Genomic DNA, 23103 nt, shown 5'->3' on the forward strand with positions numbered 1-23103 from the left:
CACCTGCCAGACGGGATATAGTGTAGAATAGATACTGAGGCAACAGCAAACTTTGGCGCTTGGTTTGCCTCAGGTTGCGCAATCTGGAATTGGTTTGCCTGCGCCTGTTCTTATTGGCCCGACCGGGTGGACTGAATGTGTTGCGGCACTATCACCAGTTTGTTACATTTGGCTTTTACTTCCCTCATGAAAAACCGCATACTGCTGCTTGTTTTGCTGTTGGCCAGCACCGGTTCGGACGCCTGGGCCCAGGCACGGCCCTATCTGAAAAAATCGGCCAAGGGCAAAGCAGGGGCTTCCAAGAATGCCCCCAAACCACCTCCCGTGTACGCACCCATTGTGATTCAAAAGGCTTCCGACAACGAGGATGGCCCACCGCCGGTAGTTGTGAACAAGGTGAAGTTGAAAAAACCCGTGATAGTGTACTACCAGGAGCCTGCGCCCGGCAAAGTGGTGCAGCAGCTCATCATGTCGGAGGAAAACCTGCCCTTGCTCAAAACCAACGATTTGGAGCACCTCATGCAACGGCGCGAAGTATTTGTGGATGGCTTGGGCAACCTGGCGCTGCCTGGCAGCGACATGGCGAAGTACCGGCTGCTGGGCACCAGCATCGTTGCCGAAGACACCCGCCGCCCCGCCGGCGACGGCCGCTGCTTCTACTCGCGTCTGAAAGTGCCGTCATCGAGCTTTTTATATGTTGTTCGTGAGTCGGCCGAAGAATATCGGCACTTCGTGAAAGGCCCGCAGAAAAAGGGCGCACTGCTCGACTTTCAGGTAAACGGCCTGCCGGGCATCGACTCGGTGCGTGCGGCCTACACGCTGCGCAAAACCGACAATTCCGAGCGCGGTGCTGGGACTGGCGAAACCATTCGCTAGCTTTCGGGGGCCACTTCTGCATTGCTGATGACTATTCGATTCCTGCTGGCCGGCCTGCTGGTAAGTTTCGCTGGCTCTGCTGCCGCGCAAGTAGTCCTAAAGATTGCGCGCGTTCCAGCCAGCACCCCGCCCGTCGATACGCTTTTTGTAGCTGGTTCTTTCAACGGCTGGAACCCGCACAATGCTCACTTTGCGCTGCATAAAAACAGCGACGGCAGCTACCAAATCAGCCTGCTGCTGAGCCCCGAGCCAGCCGAGTACAAGTTCACGCGCGGCAGTTGGGCCACGGCCGAAATCGATGATAAGAACCAGCCCATCGCCAACCGCCGGGCCGATTTAAGTGCAGCCCGCGAAATCGGGCACCAGGTGCAGGCCTGGGACGACCAAAGTGGCGGTGCCGGGCCCAAAAAGCATACGGCAACCTCGCAGGTGCATGTACTAGCCCAAGCCTTTGCCATGCCCCAGCTTGGGCGCACCCGCCGTGTGCTCGTTTACTTGCCCGCCGATTACGCTACCCAGCCGAAGCGGCGATACCCCGTGCTGTACCTGCACGATGGGCAAAACGTGTTTGACGAGGCAACCAGCTTCAGTAGCGAGTGGGGCATTGATGAAACGCTGGACCAGCTTCGTAAAGCCGGCCAGGACGCGGCCGGCAGCATTGTGGTAGCCGTTGATAACGGCAATGAATTCCGGTCCGACGAATACATTCCCTGGCATAGCGAAGGCTTGAAAGGTCAGCCGCACCAAGGCGGGCAGGGAAGTGCCTACGTCGACTTCCTGGCTCAAACCCTGAAGCCATACGTCGATAAACACTACCGTACCCAATCCGATGTTGCCCATACTGGCATCGCCGGTTCCAGCCTGGGCGGGCTGATATCGGTATACGCAGCGCTGAAGTATCCGCAGGTGTTTGGCGAGGTAGGTGCGTTCTCACCGGCTTTCTGGGTGTGTAATGACTCACTTCAGGCCTATGCCCGTACGCATCCGGCGGCGCGTACTGCCCGGTTCTATTTTGTGTGTGGGCCCAAGGAATCGGAAACCATGCTGCCGCTTATGGTGCAGTGGCGCAACGAGCTGCGGGCCGGGGGCGTACCGGCTGCCAACCTGTCGTTTCATTCCCCAGTCGATGGCGAGCACAAGGAATGGTTCTGGCGGCGCGAGTTTCCGGCGGCTTACCGCTTTCTGTTTCGGCCCATGCCCGCAAGAGCTGGTTCAAAGAATAAATAGCCAGCTAATTAGCAACTGGGTTGACCCGGGCCACAGGATAGCCAGTGGTTGCCGAATTGCCTGCTAATGGTAGGTCGTAGCACTGGATTTGTATAAAGTTTCGGGTTTGCTTGCCGGTTTTTCAATATTGCTATCCTACCTTTGCAACGCGTTTCAGCCGAAGCGCCCTTCTCAACATGAATTCGAATCGCATTTCTCAGGCTTGGTGGTGGCATCTCCGAAACATCGGACCGGCCTTCCTGTGCGCCTCGTGAATTCATCTTGATTTTACCTGCAATCACAAAAAGCCCGGCCCGCAAGCCGGGCTTTTTTCGTTTCAGCTGTTCCCTTTTTCGACCTCGTGCCTTACCAACTCATCACCCGCTCCCGCCGCCTGCTCGCCGATACCGTAACTCCGGTGGGCCTGTTTTTGCGCCTGCGCGACCAGTATGCCAACTGCCTGTTGCTCGAAAGCGCCGACTACCACGGCCAGCAAAATGCCTTCAGCTACCTGGTGTGCGAGCCGCTGGCCACCTTTGAGCTGCGCCGTGGCGGGGTGTTGCGCCAACTGTTGCCCGGCGCGCCCGAAACCACCGAAACCCTGGCCCACCCCCGCCAGGCGCTGGCCCGGCTGCGCGACTTTGCCGCTGCTGGCACCCCCGATGCTTCGGCCGAAAAGCTGCCCTTCATCAGCACTGGCCTGTTTGGGTACATGGGCTACGAGGCGGTTCAAAGCTTTGAAGACGTGCAGCTGGACCCCGCGAAGGTTGCGGCCGGCGACATTCCACTTATTCGCTACGGGGTATACCGCTACGTTATTGCTTTCAACCACTTCCGGCAGGAACTGCACCTGTTCGAGCACAGCGTAGCTGGCCAAGCCCTGGCCGAATCCGATGGCCTCGACCGCCTCGAAAATCTGGTGCGCCATCCCAGCGTGCCAGCCTTTGGCTTTGCCACGGTGGGCGAAGAACAGACCAACCAGACCGATGAGGAGTTTCTGGCGCGCCTCACGCAGGGCCAGGCCCACTGCCTGCGTGGCGACGTGTTTCAGATTGTGCTCTCGCGCCGTTTCCAGCAGGGTTTTTCGGGCGACGAGTTTAATGTATACCGGGCGCTGCGTTCAATCAATCCGTCGCCGTACCTGTTTTACTTCGACTACGGCGACTACAAAATTTTCGGTTCATCGCCCGAGGCGCAGGTGCTCGTGCAGGGCCGCGAGGCCACGCTGTTTCCTATTGCGGGCACCTACCGCCGCACCGGCGACGATGCCGCCGATGCTGCCGCTGCCCAGCGCCTGGCCGCCGACCCCAAGGAAAACGCCGAGCACGTGATGCTGGTGGACCTGGCCCGCAACGACCTGGCCCGCCACGGCACCCAGGTGCAGGTGCGCACGCTCCGCGAAATCCAATTCTATTCGCACGTCATTCACCTGGTGAGCAAGGTCACGGCCGAGCTGGCCGAGAACACCGATACGCTGCAGGTGGTAGCCGACACCTTCCCGGCGGGCACATTGTCGGGCGCCCCTAAGTTTCGGGCTATTCAGCTCATCGATGGGCTGGAGCCCACTGCCCGGGGCTACTACGGCGGCTGCCTGGGCTTCATGGGGTTCGATGGTAGCTTCAACCACGCCATCATGATTCGCTCGTTTCTGAGCACCGGCAACCAACTCTATTTCCAGGCCGGGGCCGGGGTGGTAGCGGCTTCGAAAGTGCAGTCGGAACTGGAGGAGGTGCACCATAAGCTGGGAGCCTTGCGCGCTGCGCTGCAGGCCGCAGCGGAGGTCAGGTAGTCATTCAAGCCAAGTATAGTGCCTTTCGACACGACGTTCCTTATCAAGTTGAAACCATGAAAATCCTCGTTCTCGATAACTACGATTCCTTCACCTACAACCTGGTGCACTTGCTGCGCGAGCTCGGACACGGCCCTGGTATGATGGTGACGCGCAACGACCAGCTGACGCTTGAGGACGTGGCCGCTTACGATGCCATTCTGTTGTCGCCCGGCCCCGGTATTCCCACGGAAGCCGGCCTGATGCCGGCCATTATCCAGAAATATGCGCCTACCAAACGCATTCTCGGCGTGTGCCTGGGCCACCAGGGTTTGGCCGAGAGCTTTGGCGCGGAGCTTTACAACATCCCGGCCGTGCTGCACGGCGTGGCTAACGAAGCCGAGGTGACGGTGAGCGACGAGCGGTTGTTTGCCGGGCTGCCCCAGCGGTTTCAGGTAGGCCGCTACCATTCGTGGGCGGTACGGCCCGAGTCGATGCCCGCAACGCTGGAGGTAACGGCCCGCGACGCCAACGGCGAGGTACTGGCCTTCCGTCACCGTGAATACGACGTGCGGGGCGTGCAGTTCCATCCCGAAAGCATCCTCACCGAGCACGGCGCACAAATGCTGGAAAACTGGCTGGCTTAAGTACGTCGGAAAATTAAAAGAACGTCATGCTGAGCGTAGCCGAAGCATCTCGCGTGCAATACTAAATAACTCGTCGAACGATGCGAGCGAGATGCTTCGGTTACGCTCAGCATGACGTTCCAGTAAAGTGATAAAGCCTTGAAACAGATTCTCACCAAGCTTTTCGACCACCAGCCCCTGACCCACGCCGAGGCCCACGCCGCCATGCGCCAGCTGGGCGAGGGCGGGGCCAACCCGGCCGAAACGGCGGCTTTCCTGGCCGTGTACCGCATGCGGCCCATCACTGTGGCCGAGTTGGCTGGTTTTCGGCAGGCCTTGCTCGATTTGAGCCGTGACCCGGAACTGGGCACGCATGAGGTCGTGGATATAGTAGGCACGGGCGGCGACGGTAAAAACACGCTCAACATCTCTACGCTGGCCTGTTTTATTGTGGCTGGGGCCGGCACTAAAGTGGCTAAGCATGGCAACTTCGGGGTGTCGTCGGTGTCGGGGGCTTCGAATGTGCTGGCGCACCATGGCTACAACTTCGAAGCGACTTCCGACCAGCTGCGGCGGCAGCTCGACCAGGCGGGCATTTGCTTTTTGCATGCGCCGGCCTTCCACCCGGCCATGCGCCACGCCGGGCCCATCCGGCGCGAGCTGGGTTTGCGCACCTTCTTCAACATCCTGGGCCCGCTGGTGAACCCGGCCCGGCCGGCGGCCCAGCTGCTGGGCGTGTTCAGCCTCGAGTTGCAGCGTCTCTACCACTACCTGATGCAGCCCACCGGCACCCGTTACGCTGTGGTGCACGCCCTTGATGGCTACGACGAGCTGGCTCTTACCGGCCCCGCCAAAGTGGTGTCGTCCTTCGAAGGCGAGCGCCTCTTCACCGCCGACACGCTGGGCCTGCCCACCTGCACCGCCGACGACCTGGCCGGCGGCAGCACCGTAGCGGCGGCTGCCGAACTCTTCAAATACGTTCTCGATGGCCACGGTACCGCTGCTCAGCGCAACGTGACGACCGCCAATGCCGCGCTGGCGCTGCAGTGCGCCCGCCCCGGCCTAGGCTGGGACGATGCCTTGGCGCTCAGCCGCGAGTCGTTGGACTCGGGGGCGGCCCGGCGCGCGTTTGAAACCATGTTGGCCACGCAATAAAATTCTCCTTAGCGCCAAGCAAATCTGCCGCGCTGCTGTTCTCTAAGTCATGTCCCAAGCCACCATCCTCGATACCATTGTCGCCCACAAGCGCCAGGAAGTTGCCAGCCGCCGCGAGCTAGTGCCCGTGAAGCTGCTCGAAACCAGCCTGTATTTCAACTCGCAGCCCTTGTCGTTGCGCAAGTACCTGCTGCGCGAAGGCGGCAGCGGCCTCATTGCCGAGTTCAAGCGCAAGTCGCCATCCAAGGGCTGGATTAACCAGTACGCACCCGTCGAGCGTACCACGCTTGGCTATATGCAGGCCGGTGCGGCGGCGCTGTCCATCCTAACCGACACCGAATTTTTCGGCGGCAAAAGCGAAGACTTGACCACGGCCCGCCGCTTTAATTTCTGCCCCATTCTACGCAAGGATTTTGTGGTGGATGAGTACCAGATTCTCGAAGCCAAAAGCATGGGGGCTGATGCCGTGCTGCTGATTGCAGCCGTGCTCACGCCCGCCGAAATCGATGCGCTGGGTCGGTTGGCCCGCTCGCTGGGCCTCGAAGTGCTGCTCGAAGTACACGACGGAGACGAGCTGGCCCGCTCGGCCAACGCCGAGGCCGTGAACCTGATTGGGGTGAACAACCGCAACCTGCACGATTTCAGCCTGAGCCTCGACACGTCCATGGCGCTGGCCGAAGCCATTCCGCAGGAGTTTGTGAAGGTGTCGGAAAGCGGAATTTCTACGGCTGCGGCCATTGGCCAATTGCGCGAAGTGGGCTACCAGGGTTTTCTGCTGGGCGAAGCCTTCATGCGCCACGCCCGTCCTGAGCGCGCCTGCGCGGCATTGGTACAGGAAATTGCCGCGCTGCCTAAAACTGAATCGGCTGTTGCCTAGTTGCCCGCAATGAAAACACCCCGCCCAAACTTGCCTGCTTTGGCCCTCGCCGCCGGTGTGCCCGGCGCGACATCTCAGCCCGACGCGCCTGCTGCCCCTGCGCGGCTCCTCGTGAAGGTGTGCGGCATGCGCGATGCGGCGGCATTGCCGGGCATTGCCGGGCTCGGGCCGGATTTTCTGGGCTTCATCTTCGCCCCAAAGTCGCCCCGTTTCGTGGGCGAAATGCTGGCTCCCGAGTTGGTGCGCGCCCTGCCGCCAACCATCTGGAAAGTGGGCGTTTTTGTGAATGAGACCACCGAGAACATCCTTGCCACGGTGCAGCGCTTCGGCCTTGCCGCTGTGCAGCTGCACGGGCACGAAACCCCAGTCCAGTGCGAGGAATTGAACGAAGCCGGCCTGCTGGTGATGAAGGCGTTTTCGGTGGGGGAGCAGGTAGATTTTGCTGCGCTACTGCCCTATGTGCCGTATTGCGACTTCTTTCTCTTCGACACCAAAGGGGCTGCGCCTGGTGGCAACGGGGCCATTTTTAATTGGAATTTGTTGAAAGCCTACAACCTGCCCGTGCCCTACTTCCTGGCGGGTGGGTTGGGGGTGGAGCACGCTGCTGAGTTGGCAAGCTTGCACCTGCCCGGCCTGGCGGGCGTCGATTTGAACAGCCGTTTTGAAACTGCACCCGGGGTTAAAGACGCTGCGCGAGTAGGGGAGATGCTGAAAGCGCTACGCTCGAAAGGCGATGATGAAAGTAAATAGTGTGTCATGCTGAGCGCGGCCGAATCAACTCGCCCGCATTGTTGAACGATTTAATTACTGCTGCACGCGAGATGCTTCGGCTGCGCTCAGCATGACGTGCCGAGATAAGTCAAGCTAAAACCGAATAGATATGACTCCCACAACCACCTCTTACCAACAGCCCACGGCCCGCGGCTACTACGGGCAGTTCGGCGGCGCTTTCGTACCCGAAATGCTCTTTCCCAACGTGGAGGAACTGCGCACGCAGTACCTGGAAATCATGGCCGAGCCGGAATTCCAGGCCGAGCTTAAGCAGCTGCTGCGCGACTATGTGGGCCGGCCCACGCCGCTGTTTGAAGCCAAGCGCCTGTCGGAGAAATACGGCACGCGCGTGTTTCTGAAGCGAGAGGACCTGTGCCACACCGGTGCCCACAAAATCAACAACACCGTGGGGCAGATTCTGCTGGCCAAACGGCTGGGCAAAACGCGCATTATTGCCGAAACCGGCGCCGGGCAGCACGGCGTGGCCACCGCCACCGTGTGCGCCCTGATGGGCTTGCCCTGCGTGGTGTACATGGGCGCGGTCGACATCGAGCGCCAGGCGCCCAACGTGGCCCGCATGCGCCTGCTTGGGGCCGAAGTGCGCCGCGCCGAAAGCGGCAGCCGCACCCTGAAAGACGCCACCAACGAAGCCATCCGCGACTGGATTGCCAACCCCGTCGATACCCACTACATCATTGGCTCGGTGGTGGGCCCACACCCGTACCCCGATTTGGTAGCGCGCCTGCAATCCATAATCAGCGAGGAAATGCGGGCCCAGCTGCTGGAAAAAACCGGCTCGGAGCTGCCCGATTTCGTGGTGGCTTGCGTAGGTGGCGGCTCGAACGCGGCCGGCGCGTTCTACCACTTCCTGGATGAGCCCGAAGTGCGCCTCATTGCGGTGGAAGCCGCCGGGCACGGCATCAATTCAGGGCACTCGGCGGCCACGTCGGTGCTGGGAACGCCGGGCATCATCCACGGCAGCAAAACCTTGCTGATGCAGGACGAGCACGGCCAGATTACCGAGCCGTACTCGCTGAGCGCGGGGCTTGACTACCCCGGCATTGGTCCGCTGCACGCCTACCTGGGCGAGGTGGGCCGCTCCGAATTCATTGCCATTACCGATGACGATGCGCTGGCTGCGGTAGCCGAGCTGAGCCGCCTCGAAGGCATCATCCCGGCCCTGGAAACGGCCCACGCGCTGGCCGCCCTCGGCCAGCTGGGCGCGGGCCCCGATGACGTGGTCGTTGTTAACCTGTCCGGCCGCGGCGACAAGGACTTGGAAACCTACCTCAAGAACATGGACAAGCTGGTGTAGCCTGCGGCTCCCGAACACTATTACTATGGACCGCCTCAAACACGCCTTTGCGAGCAAGACCAACCTGCTCAACACCTACTTCACAGCCGGTTACCCCCGCCTGCACGACACCATTCCGCTGGCCCAGGCCCTGGTAGATGCCGGGGCTGATATCCTCGAAATCGGCATGCCTTTCTCCGACCCGCTGGCCGATGGCCCGGTTATCCAGGGGAGCAGCTCGGTGGCGCTGGCCAACGGCATGAACCTGCCCGTGCTGTTCGAGCAGCTGAAAGGCCTGCGCGCTGCTGTGCCAGAAGTGCCAGTGCTCCTTATGGGCTACCTCAACCCGGTAATGCAGTTTGGGGTGGAGGAATTCTGCCGGCAGGCCGCCGCCGTGGGCATCGATGGTCTTATTCTGCCCGACCTGCCGCTCGCTGAATACGAAGAGTTCTACCAGGAAACCTTCAAGAAGTACGGCCTGAAAGCAGTGTTCCTCATCACCCCGCAAACTTCAGAGGAGCGCATTCGCCACCTCGATAGCCTTTCCGAAGCCTTCCTGTACCTGGTTTCCGGACCCGGCACTACCGGCGGCACCACCTTGCCCGACGCCGAGGAGCAGGAGAAATACTTCGAGCGCATTGCTGCGCTGAAGCTGCGCAACCCGCGCCTCATCGGCTTCGGCATTGCTGATAAAGCCGGTTTCGACCGTGCCTGCACGCATGCCGAGGGTGCCATTATCGGCTCAGCGCTCATCCGTGCGCTGGAAGATGCGGAAAATGTACCTGCTGCCGCCGCGCAATTCGTGCGCGGCATTAAGCACGCGTAAGCAGTTCTGTGAAATCTACTGAATGGCCAGCTGCGCTTGTCGTTCTAATCTAACTTGTTCATTCCGTGATAATCCAACTCGAAAAATCGGCTTCGGTCTCCACAATTACCGAGCACCTGAAGCAGCAGGGCTACAAAGCCACCGAAGTCACGACCCAGCACGCGCACTATTTGGTGGCGATTGGCAAAAAAGACTTCGACATCCGTACTATTGGCCAGCTGCCGGGCGTGCGCGACGTGCACCGCGTGAGCGACGACTACAAGCTCGTGAGCCGCAAGTGGCGCGTGAAGCCCACCGTGCTCGACCTGGGCGACGGGGTAACCATTGGTGGCAATTCGTTGGCCATCTGCGCCGGGCCGTGCAGCATCGAGAGCGAAGCCCAAATGGAAAAGGTGATGGACCACCTCGTAGCCAATGGCGTGCGCCTGATGCGCGGCGGCGTATTCAAGCCGCGTTCGTCGCCCTATGCCTTTCGGGGCCTGGGCCTTGAAGGCCTGCGCGATTTCCACCGCATGGCCCGGGCGCGCGGCCTCAAAATTGTGACCGAAGTGATGCAGGTGTCGCAGGTAGAGGAGATGCACGACTTCGTCGACGTGTTTCAGGTAGGAGCTCGCAACACCCAAAACTTCAACCTGCTCGACGCCCTAGGCGGCGTGGATAAGCCCGTGCTGCTGAAGCGTGGCATCTCCGGTTCGATTGAGGAATTGTTGTCGTCGGCCGAGTACGTGTTTTCGGGTGGCAACGAGAAGCTGATTCTCTGCGAGCGCGGCATCCGTACGTTCGAAACAGCCAGCCGCAACACGCTGGACCTGAATGCAGTGCCGATTCTGAAAGCCAAAAGCCACCTGCCCGTAATTGTCGACCCCTCGCACGGCATCGGCATTCGCGAGTACGTGCCCACTATGGCGCTGGCCGGCGTGATAGCCGGCGCGGACGGCATTGTGTACGAAACGCACGAAACGCCCGAGACCGCCGCTTCGGATGGCGCGCAGACGCTGGATTTTGACGAGTCGGCTCGCCTGATTCGCAACCTGCGCCGCGTGTACCAGTTGCGCCAGGAGTTGGAATAAAGAAAAATTAATGTAGGCTAATGCTTGCATTTTCAAAATCGATTCCTAAATTCGTCTCACTCATGCGCCACCAATTCGTCAATTGCATTAACACCCTAGCGACCGCCCCCAAACAGGGCGAGTACGGGCTGCGATTGGCGCTACCGGAAGACGAGGCATGAAACCCGACTTTCTCTAGAATCCTTCAAAAGCCCGAATCCGTCAGGATATCGGGCTTTTTTTTCGCCCTGTTTTACCCACACGTTCTCTTATTGTTTCGCCATGTTTGCCAAGACCAACCCCGCCGCTGCCGCCAACCAGGACCAGCTCATCTGGAAGATGCTGTTTGACCGCCAGACCGCGCTGCTGCACCGCCGGGCCGCGCCGGCATTCAGCCAGGGGCTGGCCCGCCTGGGGTTGCGGCGCGAATCCATCCCCGACATACGGGAGCTGAGCGCCGTAGTGCAGGAGGAAACCGGTTGGCAGCTGGCCCCGGTAGGGCGGCCCTTCGAACCCAGCGCTTTTTTCGCCCTGCTGGCCGAGCGTAAGTTCCCGATTGTGACGCGCATCCGGCCGATGCACGCGTTCGACTTCAGTCCCCACCCGGACCTGTTTCACGACCTGTTTGGGCACGTGCCCATGCTGCTCGACGAGGGGCTGGCTAACTTCCTGCACGAGCTGGCGCAGGCCTACGTTGCCCAACCGGCCGGCTCGCCGGCCCGCGAGCAGCTGTGGGCCCTCTACTTCTTCACGGCCGAGTTTGGCATGGTGCAGCACGAAGGCAAGCCCTGCCTCTACGGGGCGGGTCTGCTGTCATCGGCCGGCGAAATTCACCATTGCGTGAACGAGTACACCCCGCGCCCGGCCTTTGACCTGGCCACGGTACTGCGCACACCCGTAAGCGGGACCCGCTACCAAAACCAGTATTTCATGCTGCCTGCCTGGGAGCAGCTCACGGAGTGCGTAGAGGAGTTGGCAGGTATTCTGGCGGGGCGCTTCGCTTAATTGAGAATGAGGAATGAGGAATGAGGAATGAGGAATGAGGAATGAGGAATGAGGAATGAGGAATTTTGGCCCTGACTGCCAATTCTTCATTCTTCATTCTTCATTCTCAATTAACCGAAGCATCAATATCCCCAGCCTAGCCGGCGATACACGAAGTGCAGCAGCCACAGGGGACCAATCAGCAGAAACTGTAGGTCCTTGAGGAAACTGGGCTTCTTGCCTTCGACTTTGTGGCCCCAGAACTGACCCACCCAAGCCAGCGCGAAGATGATGAGGCAGATGCCCCACAGTGGGAGCACCGCTGCACCGGCTACCAGGCGCAATGCCAGCGCCATGGCCACCCACACCAGTACCATGCCGAGGGCCAGCCGCCCACTCAGCCGCACGTAGTACACGAGGGCCAGCACCATCACCAGCGTGCCCCAGTTCAGCCAGGGGCTGATTTGCTGAATGGCCACGGGCACCGGAATGGACCACAGCAGGCCGATGAGCGAAAACATTATCAGCGGCACGCATACCCAGTGCACCAGCTTGTTGGTGGGGTTCTGGTGGCTTTCGCCGTATTCGGACAGCAGGGAGGCAAGTGGGGCCATGACGTTAAGCAATAGTGTGGCGCGGGCTTTTCGTCCGCAATCGGATAGTTCGGCCTGGCCCTGCAAAGTCGTGCAGTGGCCGGTGGTTCGGGTTTAGCAAAGTAGCAAAAAAAAGCCTTCCCGAGCGGGAAGGCTTTTTCGTTTCAGGTAGGTAATTCTGCTTACGCTTTTACCTTGAAGCGGCCGCGCAGGTAGTTCAGGGCCTGGCCGTGAGCTTTGGCGGCGAATTCCTTGTTGAACTTGGGATTTGAGGGATTCGCGAAGGCGTGGTCGGCCTCGTAGCTTTCGATGGTCACACTCTTGCCGGCAGTGGACATGTCCTTTTTGAACTGGCCAACTACCTCGGGGTTAATCCACTTGTCCTGAGTTGCAAAGATGCCCAGCACGTCCGAGTTCAGGGTTTTGAGTTTGGCCACGTCCTTATCGGGCATGCCGTAGTACATCACGCACCCAACGGTCTGCTTGCCGCCGAGCAGGGCTTCCTGCAGACTCCAGCCGCCACCAAAGCACCAGCCGATGCTGGCCAGCTGCGCCTTGGGGCCGGCGTACATCTGGGCTCCTTTGAGAATGGCCACGGCGCGGTCGGTTTTTACCTCGCCCATGTATTTGCCGGCTTCTTCGGGCGTGGTCGCCACTTTGCCGTCGTAGAGGTCGATGGCAATGATGTTGACGCCGGGCAATTCGACGGCGAAGGTGGCAGCCTCTTTCTTGATGTAGTCGTTTAGGCCCCACCACTCGTGGATGACGAACAGGTACTTGTTGGAAGGCTTAGCGCTTTTAATTTCGAAGCCCTTGCCGGTGCTGCCGTCGGGGGTTTTGAACTCAATCATTTTGCCCTCGCCTTTGAATTCGTACGGCAGCGGGGCGTCGTGGCCACCCGAAAAATCCTTGTCGGTGGCAAGCATAGCGAACGCCTCGGTGGCCGATGCCGAGAGGTTGGCGCCCGGGCGGGCGCAACAGCTGGCCATCTGTTGGGCCGAAGCCGAGAAAGAGAAGGTCAGCAGGGCTGCGCTGAGGGTGAGTAGCTTTTTGGTGAACATGTGAACTGGTAAGAATGAAACAACTGAGCCGCTGCAACAGCTAATGCGGCGAAACTTCCCGTGCAAGGTTGCGAAGTTTTGGCAATTCGCGCGCTGCTCGGCTGCGCAACGCAGCCGAGTCGGAAGTATTCAGGGCGGCTTCGGTGGCGGCTACCACTTCGGCCGCCAGCTCCGGGTAGGAGCCAGCTAGGCGGGCCGCGGCCGTGAGGGCGTAGGCCCGGATGGCGACCGGCTCGCGCGGGGCCCGCAACATTGCCAGGCAGGTATCGAAGGCCAGGGCCTGCCACTCTTCGGGCACGGGCACAAACTGCAGCAGCCGGGCCACGGCCCGCCGAATGGCCGGGTGCTGCTCCGGGCTGGGTTGGGCGGCGGCCAGCAGACCCGGCAGATGGGGCACCAGCCACTTGGGCCGGCGCTCACCCACCCAGCCCAGCACGTCGGCGGCCAGTTGGCGCTCCCGCTCCACGCCGTACCAAAATAGCTGCAGGAGCTCGGCCAGGGCGGTGGGATGAGCGCAGGCGTAGTCGGCCAGCCGCTTGGTCTGGCGCGCCGAGTGTTCCCGCAGTAGCTCAGTCCGGAGGTTCATGGACGAAATCAGTCCAGCTGGTTAACCGTTCCTGCAAAAAGCAGCATGCCATCGGCTTCGTCTACGATGGCGTAGAAAAACGGAGAATCCACTTTTACAACTACCCGAGGCGGGTTTTCCGGTGCGTCGGCACTGCCCCCCATTGCCATGATAGCAGTAACTGCGGCCGCTTCGGTGCCTTGCTCGTCCACCGCCAGGAACGTTTTGTGCAGGACTGAATCGATAAACCCTCCGCCAACTTCGTTGTCATAGCCCAAAGCCGCAAAATCAGCCCCGGGTGCGAATAGATTCGTCAGCCCAAGCCGGCCTAGCGCCGGGGCCAAATCAGCGTTCCATTCCACACGGAAGCGTGGCAAGGTGAGGTCCACTTCTGTTTGTGGGGCGTTCTTAAAATCCCGATGCCAGGACTGCCAGTTGGTAGCGGTAAGGCTAGCCAGAAAGGTGGGCAACCCGGTAGGCTGATTGGGATGAAAAATAAGCATGGATAACCCACGCCGAAAACTCAAGTAGGGTAAGGCAATAGCCTGCCAGCCCGCACCCGCCTGATAGCCGATATCAGTACTGACCTGATGCATGAGCTGGGCTTGCTGCGTTGTGCCATTGGCGAGCCGAAAAGGACCGGAATGCGTGTCGTACGTGTTAAATTCACTGGCCCAACGGGCGCGGAAATAAACGGCATTAAGCAGCAGCAATGCCGGAGGCAGCAAGTTTGCCAACGACTCTGGTGATACAATCGAATCAATGCGTCCCCGTGTACGTTGTCGCACCCAATCGTTTACTGTCAAGGCCGCTGTGGAGGCTGTGAAGTCCAGTGTGGCCACTTCCGCATTGTACAGACTTTGGGCCGCGTTGATAAACTCAGGTGCCAGGACGAATGGTTGGGAGGCCCATAAGCTTGAGGCTAATGTCAGGATAGCACCAGCTTCTTCAAGGAATTCATCCTCAACGTTCAGCAATTGCCGAAGCCAGCCGGAAAAAGCATTTTCCGCCCGCTCCGTGTTGGCTCCAACTCCAAAAAGCACATCGGATAATGCGGCTTTCGTCGGGCCGTCAGCCCCACGTGCTAGCAGCGCAAGAGCTGCCAATATTCCCAGTGGCGAAATGGCTACGTTTTTCTCAGTATCTGCCGCCACCGCTAGCTGCAGCAACTCCAGGCTGGAGGCTGTCTGAGCTACCGTAGTGAAATCGGTTTGAAAGATTGGGAAGGCTGACATAGGACGGAATAGTTTTAAACCGTCCCAAGATAGAGGCCTATTGGGTCCGCACAGATGCGCCCAGCTCGGTGAGCAGCGCGAAAAGGCCCACGTACGTCCGGTTCAGATAGATAAAATGCGCGGAGCCACGGGGCTCGCGTTGTTTGCGCAGTTCGGGGTCGGCCATGAGGTCGTCGCCGAGGGCGTAGAGGGCAGCCATATAGGCCGGGTCGCCGAAGTCAAAGATTGCCTGGCGGAAGGGGCGGCCGACCAGCTCCAGCGATACCTGCAAGGTGCGCAGGTACAACGCGCGCAGCGCCGGGGCATCGGTAGCGCGGAGCACGTCGGCCTGGGTTAGCAGGGCCGCAAGTCGGGCTTCGTCGGCGAAGGTTTCGGGTGCCAACAGGGCCGTGAAAAGCTGATACACGTCCTGCGGTACATCTTTCACACAGCCGAAATCGAGTACGCCCAATGTACCGCCGTTGTCATCGCGCATCAGGAAATTGCCGGGGTGCGGGTCGGCGTGCAGCTGATGCAGCGTGTTGAACTGAAACTGGTAGAAGTCCCACAGGGCCTGCCCGATTTGGTTGCGCACTTCCTGCGAGGGATTGGTCGCCAGAAATTCCTTCAGGTGCAGGCCGGGAAGCCAGTCCATCGTGAGAATGCGACCCGTAGAAAGCTCGGGGTAGTAAGCCGGGAACTCCAGATATTTTAATTCCTGGCACTTGGCCGCGATTTCCTGCCCGCGCCGCAGCTCCAGCTTGTAATCAGTTTCTTCGAGCAAACGGGTTTCTACTTCTTCCAGATAGGGACGCACCTGGGCTTCGTTCAGGCCCATTACGCGCAGGGCAATGGGCTTCACCAATCGGATGTCAGACTTAATGCTGTCGGCCACGCCGGGGTATTGCACCTTCACGGCGAGGGTCTTGCCTTCTTTGCGAGCCCAGTGCACTTGGCCAATGCTGGCCGCCTGCCGCGCCTCCGGCTCAAACTCATCAAAGAGCTGAAATGGCGACTTCCCGAACGCATCACGAAAGGCTTTCACCACCAGCGGGCCCGAAAGCGGTGGGGTCGAATACTGGGCCTTGGCAAACTGCTCGGCGTAGGCCGTGGGCAGCATGTTCTTCTCCATAGCCAGCATCTGGGCCACTTTCAGCACGGAGCCTTTCATCTCGCTCAGCGTGCCGTAGAGCTCGGCGGCGTTGGCCGCGTGCAGGTTCTCGGTGGTCGACTCTGCCCCAACGGCCTTCTTGGCGTAGTGCTTGATGTAGTTGGTGCCGACGTTGAAGCCGGTTTTGGCAAAGCGGGCGGCGCGGGCCACTTTGGTGGTCGGCAGGGAGGTTTGGGGTTCATCAGACATAAGGAAGGAGGGGCGGGGTCGTACCCGGTAGGGCTTAGCTACGCTGACCTTCGGTTGCCCCCGCCCGAATCGTCAGGTGTTTTTCGTTGAACAAAACCGTTCAACGATTCGGGCGGGGGCAAGCCCCCGCCCCTACAGTCTTACTTCCGCACCAGAAACCGCACGAAATCCACGGCCGAATCAAGCGTATTGCGGCCCACGAGGTCGAAGCTCAACGTCACGGCTTTTTCTACGGCGGCATCGGTGCGCTCGAAGTTCACGGTGTCGTCCTTGGCGAAGTAGCCCAGCACGAACAAGGCCTGCTGCCAGAAGAAACGCGGGTAACCTTCCTGCAGAAGGGGGCGGTTGGAAATTTCGCCACTCACGCGACCAGCGCTCAGCAAGTCGCCCACGAAGTATTCAAAGTCCTGCCGGAAGTCGTCGAGCACGCGGGGCGACAGCGCCGGGATACGGCGCAACGAGCGGCGCAGGCTCATCAGGGCGTAAGAGCGGTTATTCTTGAGGATTTCGAGCAGCGTGTAATAAAACGCCAGCAGCTTTTCGCGGCTGCCGTAACCCTCCCACACCGGCTCCGCTGCGGCGGCCTCGCGCGCCTGCCGGCCATAATCAGCCCAGATTTCGCGGTCGATGGCGTCGAAATTGGGGTAATGCTTGTAGAATTCTGCCTCGGCCAGTCCGAGCTGCTGCGTGAGCTTGAACACCGATTGCGGCGGGTGGCCTTCGTTGCGCACGAAGTCGAGGTAGGCTTGTTTGATGCGGTCCTTTTCCATAAGAGTGTAACCGGTTGGAGGTGCGCTAGGTTTGGTAGGACGCAGCCTTTGCTGCGTCGGCTTGCTGCGCCAACTTGGCCAATTGGGGCCGAGCACTTGGCGCGGCTAGCCGACGCAGCAAAGGCTGCGTCCTACATAACCCGCGCCGCCCGAATGGCCTCCACGGCCCGCTCACGGCCAAACTTGTGCTCTACAATAGGCGCTGGATATTTGGAGGTTCCTACCTCGGGTACCCAGCGCTTCACGTATTTCAATTCGGGGTCTACCTGCGCCAACTGGCTCTCAGGGCTGTACACCCGAAACCACGGCGCCGAAACCGCGCCGGTACCCGCCATCCACTGCCAGTTGCCGATGTTGTTGGCTAACTCATAATCAAGCAGCTTGTCGGCGAAATACCGCTCGCCCCAGCGCCAATCGATGAATAAGTGCTTCACCAGAAAGCCGGCCACAGTCATGCGCACCCGGTTGGGCAGGTAGCCCGTCTGGTTTAGTTCGCGCATGCCAGCATCAACCAAGGGGTAGCCGGTGCGGCCCTCGCACCAGGCCCGGAATTCGTCCTCGTTGTTGCGGTAGGGGATGTGGCGCATCTTGGGGTCGTAGGCTTCGGTGGCAGTATTGGGGTAGTGCCAGAGCAGCATCATGAAGAAGTCGCGCCAGATGATTTCGGCCAGCAGCTTCGGGTTCAGTGCTTTGGCCTGGCGCATGGTTTGACGCACGCTCAGCGTGCCGAAGCGCAGCTGCACCGACAGACGCGTGGTGCCGTTTTGCAGGGCCGGGGTGTTGCGGGTGGTGTGGTAGCTGCGCACTACTTCCTCGGCGGGCAGGTCAGCTGTGGGCACGAACTGTTCCTTACGCGCGAAGCCCATGCTGGCCAGGGTAGGGCGGGGGCCGGCTTTTTCAGCCGGCAAACGCGCCAGGTTTTCCTGAATAAAGGCGTCGGCCGAGCCAAAGGGCAGCAGCAAGTCATCGGTCAGCTTGGCCAGAAAAGCCTTGTGGTAGGCCCCAAACACTTTGGGCACCGTGCCCGATTTGGTCATGATGTCGTCTTTAGCGAAAATGACCTGGTCCTTATACAGGAAGAAGTCCACGTGGTGCTGCCGCAGCAGCTCACCCACCGCCGTGTCGCGTTGGCGGGCGTAGGGCTCGTAGTCCTCGTTGGTGTGTACGGTGGCCACCTCGAACTCCTCCACCAGCGCCGCCAGTATGTCGGCTGGTTTACCGTAGCGGGCCAGAAAAGTGCCGCCCGCTGCTTCGGTTTGCTGCGCCAGCTTTTCTACTTCATCGTAAATGAATGTGAGCCGGGCATCGGCTTTGTCGGGCAGGTGTTCGAGAATGTCGGAATCGTAAATGAATAGCGGCACTACCGGCAAGCCACTGGCCAGCGCCGCCGCCAGCCCAGCGTTGTCATGAATGCGTAAATCGCGCCGGTGCCAAAAGATGCAGATTTTCATCAGTGAAGTTGTTGCGAGTGTAGTAGGCCGTCATGCAGAGCGCAGCGAAGCATCTCGCGTGCCATAGCGACTCAATTGGATTGATTAATAACAGTACGCGAGATGCTTCGCTGCGCTCTGCATGACGGCCTTATTTTAAATCTAGCAATATTCCCTTTACTTCAATTTTCCCATGCCGCCATCCACGGCCAGCACCTGCCCGGTTACAAACGAGCTGTGGTCTGATAGCAGAAACGAAGCCGTATAGGCTAGGTCTTCGGGCTGGCCAATGCGCTGCAATGGGTGGCGCTTGCCACCGGCCTCCACCTTTTCCGGCGAGTTCAGGAGCGCGGCGGCTAAGGGCGTATTGGTGAGGGACGGCGCAATGCAGTTCACGCGCACCCCGCTGGCGGCGTACTCGGCCGCCAGGGCACGGGTGAGGCCCTCCACGGCCGCTTTGGCGGTACCAATGCTGGCGTGGAAGCTCATGCCCGTATCAGCTGCCACGGTGCTAAAAAGCACAATGGAGGACGTTCCTTCGGCTTTTTTCAACCGTTTGATGGTGGCCTGAATGATGCGGACAGCGCCAAGTACGTTCAGGTCGAAATCGGCGGCGAAATCGGCCACCGGTATCCGCTCGAACGGCCGCAGCTTGATGTTGCCGGGGCAGTACACCACGCCGTGCAGCACGTCGGGCAGGGCCTCAAAAGTTGTCCCGACTTCCTGCGTAGCATCGTACTCGAAATGGGTTGTATGCAGCGCTTCCAGTTCCGGGGAGCGGTGGCGCGAGGCCGTGAACAGATGGGCGCCAAGGCCGCTGAGCAGGGTGGCCGTGGCCAGGCCAATGCCGGACGAGGCACCGATAATCAGAATGTTTTTGTCGGAGAACTGCATGAGGCGCGAATGGAATAGTTTGCTGGCCTAACCCCGTTTGCGGCTGCTTGTTTGCGAATGCTCCGGCTCGGGAACCGTACAGGCACTTGGGCGTTAGCAGGAACTTGAGCAGCAGCCTGGGCTGGTAACAAATTGGTAACATGGGGTCAGCTCAACTGATTTGCTGGGCATTACAGCAGTTGCAATCGTTTGCATTCCGCATTCCGCAGCCTTTGCCGTAGTTTCGCCGTATCCGCGCCTATTACCCCGCCAGCTTTTATGAAAATAACTAAACTCTTGGTCGCCAACCGTGGCGAAATTGCCATTCGCGTGATGCGCGCCGCCAACGAGCTCAACATTCCCACGGTGGCCGTGTACACCTACGAGGACCGGTACTCGCAGCACCGCTACAAAGCCGACGAAGCCTACCAGATTGGCCGCGACGACGAGCCCCTGAAGCCATACCTCGACATAGAAGCCATTCTGCGGGTTGCCAAGCAAATCGGGGCCAATGGTATTCACCCCGGCTACGGTTTCCTGTCTGAAAACGCCACGCTCTCGCGCCGCTGCGCCGAAGAGGGCATCATATTCGTAGGCCCCCGGCCCGAGGTAATGGAGGCCCTCGGCGACAAAGTGCGGGCAAAAGAAGTGGCTCAGCAGTGCCAGGTGCCCCAAATTGAAAGCAGCGAGGCTGCCCTCGTCGACTTCGAAACCGCTAAAACCGAAGCCAACCGCATTGGCTACCCGGTCATGCTGAAGGCCGCCAGCGGCGGCGGCGGACGCGGCATGCGCATCATCCGCGACGACGAACAACTGGAGAAAGGCTTCTTTGAGGCCCGCAACGAGGCCCTGAATGCCTTTGGCGATGACACGGTGTTCCTTGAGAAGTTCGTGGAGCGGCCCAAGCACATCGAAATTCAACTCGTAGGCGACCAGCACGGCGGCCTGGTGCACCTATACGAGCGCGACTGCTCGGTGCAGCGCCGCTTTCAGAAAGTGGTGGAAGTGGCGCCTGCCCTTAACCTGCCCGACCACCAGCGCCACCTCCTGTACGAGTACGCCCTGCGCATTGGCCGGGCCGTGGGCTACGACAACGTAGGCACCATGGAATTTCTGGTGAACCCCGAGCAGGACCGCATCTACTTCATCGAAGTGAACCCCCGCATTCAGGTGGAGCACACCGTGACGGAGATGATTACGGGCGTCGACCTCATCAAAACGCAGATTTACATCGCCTCCGGCCACAAGCTCAGCGACCCTGAAATTGGCCTCGGCCCCGACGTAATACCTCTGCGCTCGGGCTTTGCCGTGCAGTGCCGCGTGACCACCGAGAACCCCGAAAACGACTTTAAGCCCGACTACGGCACCATTGTGGCCTACCGCACGGCCGGTGGCTTCGGTATTCGCCTCGACGAAGGCTCGGTGTACCAGGGCGCGATTATCTCGCCGTTTTTCGATTCGATGCTGGTGAAGATTTCGGCCCACGCGCCCACCCTGCACGCGGCGGCCCAAAAAATGCTGCGCGCTCTCGACGAATTCCGGGTGCGCGGCGTGCGCACCAACATTCCGTTTCTGAAAAACATCGTCGGCAACGAGGAATTCCAGCTCGGCAAGGCCAACGTCGACTTCATCAAGGACCACCCCGAGCTGTTCGAGTTCGAGCGGCGGCAGGACCGGGCCACGCGCCTGCTCAGCTTCATTGGCGAAACCGTGGTGAACGGCAACCCCGACGTGAAGAGCCTGCTCGACTCGCGCGCCAACCCCCGTCGCCCGCACCTGCCCGAAATTGACATGGCCGCGGCCTGGGGCCTGCACCACGAGGCAAACGGCGGCCCCAAGCCCAAAGGCAAAAAAGCCGCTACTGCGCCGGTCACCACTGATTTCGTGCCCGGCACCAAAAACCGGCTCACCGAAATGGGCCCGGAGAAATTTTCCCAGTGGCTGCGCAAAGAGCCGCTGGTGCACTACACCGATACCACCATGCGCGATGGCCACCAGAGCCTGCTGGCCACCCGCATGCGCACCTGGGACATGCTGAAAGTAGCGGAGTCGTTTGCCCGCATGCACCCGCAAACTTTCTCGCTCGAAGTATGGGGCGGCGCGACGTTTGACGTGGCCCTGCGCTTCCTGCACGAAGACCCCTGGGAGCGGCTGGCCCGCCTGCGCGCCGCCATTCCCAACATCCTGCTCCAAATGCTCATTCGCGGGGCCAACGGCGTGGGCTACAAGGCCTACCCCGATAACCTGACCGAGCGGTTTGTGATGCAGGCCGCCGAAACCGGCATCGACGTGTTCCGCATTTTCGACTCGTTGAACTGGCTCAAGGGCATGGAATCCTGCATCGGCTTTGTGCGCAACAAAACCGACCGGCTGGCCGAAGCCTGCATCTGCTACACCGGCGACATTCTCGACCCCAACCGCACCAAGTACACGCTCGACTACTACCTTAAGCTGGCCAAACAGCTCGAAGATGCCGGCGCGCACATTCTCTGCATCAAGGACATGGCCGGGCTGCTGAAGCCCTACGCGGCCACCGAACTGATTGCGGGCCTGCGCGACACCGTGAAGCTGCCCATTCACCTGCACACCCACGACACCTCGTCGCTGCAGGCTGCCACTTACATGAAGGCGGTGGAAGCCGGCGTGAACGTTATCGACGTGGCGCTGGGCTCGCTCTCGGGGCTCACCTCGCAGCCTAACTTCAACTCGGTGGTCGAAATGCTGCGCCACACGCCGCGCCACCGCGAGTTCGACCAGCACTCACTCAACGAGTTCAGCAACTACTGGGAGGCGGTGCGCGAGATGTACTACCCCTTCGAGTCTGGCCTCAAGGCCGGTACCTCGGAGGTGTTCCAGCACGAAATCCCTGGGGGGCAGTATTCCAACCTTCGCCCGCAGGCAGCTTCGCTGGGCTTGCTCGATAAGTTCGAGGAAGTGAAGGAGCGGTTCTCGGACGTAAATGCCATGTTCGGCGACATCGTGAAGGTGACGCCCAGCAGCAAGGTAGTTGGCGATATGGCCCTGTTCATGGTTAGCAACAGCCTCTCGCCGCAGGATGTGATGGAGAAAGGCGAAACCCTGAACTTCCCCGAGTCGGTACGCGAGCTGTTCCGGGGCGACATTGGCCAGCCCGAGGGCGGCTGGCCCGCCGAGCTGCAAAAGCTCATTCTGAAAAACGAGGCTCCCTTTACCGACCGTCCCAACGAACACCTTGCGCCCATCGACTTCGACAAGGAATGGGCGCAGTTTCAGGAGAAGTACCCCAACGCCAAGTTCACCGACCTGCTGTCGTCGCTGCTCTACCCCAAGGTGTTTGATGAGTACTGGGCCTTCCGCCAGAAGTTCGGCAACGTGAGCAAGGTGCCCACTTCGGCGTTCTTCTACGGCTTGAAGCCGGGCGAGGAGACCATCATCGAAATCGCGCCCGGCAAGTCGGTTATCGTGCGCCTCGAATCGGTGGGCACCATCAACGAAGAGGGGGGACGCACCATCTTTTTCACCCTCAACGGCCAGACCCGCAACATGCAGGTGCGCGACCAGTCGGTTGAAGTCACCAAAATCAGCAACGCCAAAGCCGACAAGGCCGACCCGCGCCAGTTGGGTGCGCCATTGCAAGGCATGCTGAGCAAAGTGTTGGTGAAAGCCGGCCAGGCCGCGCCCAAAAACACGCCGCTCTTCGTCATCGAAGCCATGAAGATGGAAACCACCATCACCGCCCCGCAAGACCTGACCGTAGCCAATGTGGTGCTGACCGAAGGCACCCGCGTAGCCGCCGATGACTTAGTTTTGACCTTAAACTAAGCCG

At 60.2% G+C, this 23103-nt stretch carries 20 protein-coding genes; 12 read left to right on the plus strand and 8 right to left on the minus strand.

Translation table 11 applies throughout. The annotated features are described in order from the left end of the window. Positions 1–186: 186 nt before the first annotated feature. The 11 genes from ABD837_RS18605 to ABD837_RS18655 all read left to right on the plus strand — a co-directional run bounded on the left by ABD837_RS18605 (position 187) and on the right by ABD837_RS18655 (position 11453). Entirely contained in the window at positions 187–876 is a 690-nt protein-coding gene (locus ABD837_RS18605; protein WP_345057485.1) for a hypothetical protein, read from the plus strand. Positions 877–903: 27 nt separating this feature from the next. Further along, the gene (locus ABD837_RS18610; protein WP_345057486.1) at positions 904–2103 is read left to right on the plus strand and encodes an alpha/beta hydrolase-fold protein; all 1200 of its coding nucleotides are present in this window, start codon (positions 904–906) and stop codon (positions 2101–2103) included. Between the two features lie 340 nt (positions 2104–2443). Continuing rightward, entirely contained in the window at positions 2444–3871 is a 1428-nt protein-coding gene (locus ABD837_RS18615; RefSeq protein WP_345057487.1) for an anthranilate synthase component I family protein, read from the plus strand. 56 nt (positions 3872–3927) lie between these two features. Next, positions 3928–4497, plus strand: coding sequence for an anthranilate synthase component II (locus ABD837_RS18620; protein WP_345057488.1), 570 nt, complete (start codon positions 3928–3930; stop codon positions 4495–4497). 138 nt (positions 4498–4635) lie between these two features. Further along, the gene (gene trpD, locus ABD837_RS18625) at positions 4636–5631 is read left to right on the plus strand and encodes an anthranilate phosphoribosyltransferase (protein WP_345057490.1); all 996 of its coding nucleotides are present in this window, start codon (positions 4636–4638) and stop codon (positions 5629–5631) included. A 49-nt stretch (positions 5632–5680) separates the two neighbouring features. Next, positions 5681–6508 carry an indole-3-glycerol phosphate synthase TrpC gene (trpC, locus tag ABD837_RS18630; RefSeq protein WP_345057492.1) on the plus strand — a complete coding sequence of 276 codons (828 nt, stop codon included), beginning with the start codon at positions 5681–5683 and terminating at the stop codon, positions 6506–6508. Between the two features lie 9 nt (positions 6509–6517). Continuing rightward, positions 6518–7258: a phosphoribosylanthranilate isomerase gene (locus ABD837_RS18635; protein ID WP_345057494.1), complete on the plus strand. Its 741-nt coding sequence runs from the start codon at positions 6518–6520 to the stop codon at positions 7256–7258. Positions 7259–7388: 130 nt separating this feature from the next. Then, the gene (gene trpB / locus ABD837_RS18640; RefSeq protein ID WP_345057496.1) at positions 7389–8594 is read left to right on the plus strand and encodes a tryptophan synthase subunit beta; all 1206 of its coding nucleotides are present in this window, start codon (positions 7389–7391) and stop codon (positions 8592–8594) included. 25 nt (positions 8595–8619) lie between these two features. Beyond that, positions 8620–9399 carry a tryptophan synthase subunit alpha gene (gene trpA, locus ABD837_RS18645; protein WP_345057498.1) on the plus strand — a complete coding sequence of 260 codons (780 nt, stop codon included), beginning with the start codon at positions 8620–8622 and terminating at the stop codon, positions 9397–9399. Positions 9400–9464: 65 nt separating this feature from the next. Next, on the plus strand, positions 9465–10469 hold the full coding sequence (gene aroF, locus ABD837_RS18650; RefSeq protein ID WP_345057500.1) for a 3-deoxy-7-phosphoheptulonate synthase: 1005 nt from the start codon (positions 9465–9467) through the stop codon (positions 10467–10469). A gap of 261 nt (positions 10470–10730) precedes the next feature. After that, positions 10731–11453 (plus strand): phenylalanine-4-hydroxylase, encoded by a 723-nt coding sequence (locus tag ABD837_RS18655; protein ID WP_345057502.1) that lies wholly within the window; start codon positions 10731–10733, stop codon positions 11451–11453. A 122-nt stretch (positions 11454–11575) separates the two neighbouring features. Here ABD837_RS18655 and ABD837_RS18660 read toward each other — a convergent pair whose 3' ends face one another. The 8 genes from ABD837_RS18660 to ABD837_RS18695 form a co-directional block, all read right to left on the minus strand. Next, complete coding sequence (locus tag ABD837_RS18660) at positions 11576–12046, minus strand: Mpo1 family 2-hydroxy fatty acid dioxygenase (protein WP_345057504.1); 471 nt, start codon at positions 12044–12046, stop codon at positions 11576–11578. A gap of 161 nt (positions 12047–12207) precedes the next feature. Then, positions 12208–13086 (minus strand): dienelactone hydrolase family protein, encoded by an 879-nt coding sequence (locus ABD837_RS18665; protein WP_345057506.1) that lies wholly within the window; start codon positions 13084–13086, stop codon positions 12208–12210. 40 nt (positions 13087–13126) lie between these two features. After that, positions 13127–13672, minus strand: a complete 546-nt coding sequence (locus tag ABD837_RS18670) for a hypothetical protein (protein WP_345057508.1) — start codon at positions 13670–13672, stop codon at positions 13127–13129. Positions 13673–13680: 8 nt separating this feature from the next. Then, positions 13681–14886, minus strand: a complete 1206-nt coding sequence (locus ABD837_RS18675) for a serpin family protein (protein WP_345057510.1) — start codon at positions 14884–14886, stop codon at positions 13681–13683. A 37-nt stretch (positions 14887–14923) separates the two neighbouring features. Further along, complete coding sequence (locus tag ABD837_RS18680; RefSeq protein ID WP_345057512.1) at positions 14924–16225, minus strand: ABC1 kinase family protein; 1302 nt, start codon at positions 16223–16225, stop codon at positions 14924–14926. A 140-nt stretch (positions 16226–16365) separates the two neighbouring features. Beyond that, on the minus strand, positions 16366–16995 hold the full coding sequence (locus tag ABD837_RS18685) for a TetR/AcrR family transcriptional regulator (RefSeq protein WP_345057514.1): 630 nt from the start codon (positions 16993–16995) through the stop codon (positions 16366–16368). Between the two features lie 131 nt (positions 16996–17126). Beyond that, positions 17127–18446, minus strand: a complete 1320-nt coding sequence (locus ABD837_RS18690) for a cryptochrome/photolyase family protein (RefSeq protein WP_345057516.1) — start codon at positions 18444–18446, stop codon at positions 17127–17129. Positions 18447–18602: 156 nt separating this feature from the next. Then, positions 18603–19319, minus strand: coding sequence for an SDR family NAD(P)-dependent oxidoreductase (locus ABD837_RS18695; protein WP_345057518.1), 717 nt, complete (start codon positions 19317–19319; stop codon positions 18603–18605). Positions 19320–19577: 258 nt separating this feature from the next. On the opposite strand from ABD837_RS18695, the gene ABD837_RS18700 reads away from it, so the two are divergent. Then, positions 19578–23099 (plus strand): pyruvate carboxylase, encoded by a 3522-nt coding sequence (locus ABD837_RS18700; protein WP_345057520.1) that lies wholly within the window; start codon positions 19578–19580, stop codon positions 23097–23099. Positions 23100–23103: the final 4 nt, after the last annotated feature.

Origin of the sequence: Hymenobacter glaciei, assembly GCF_039539585.1 — a bacterium.
GTDB classification, from domain to species: domain Bacteria; phylum Bacteroidota; class Bacteroidia; order Cytophagales; family Hymenobacteraceae; genus Hymenobacter; species Hymenobacter glaciei.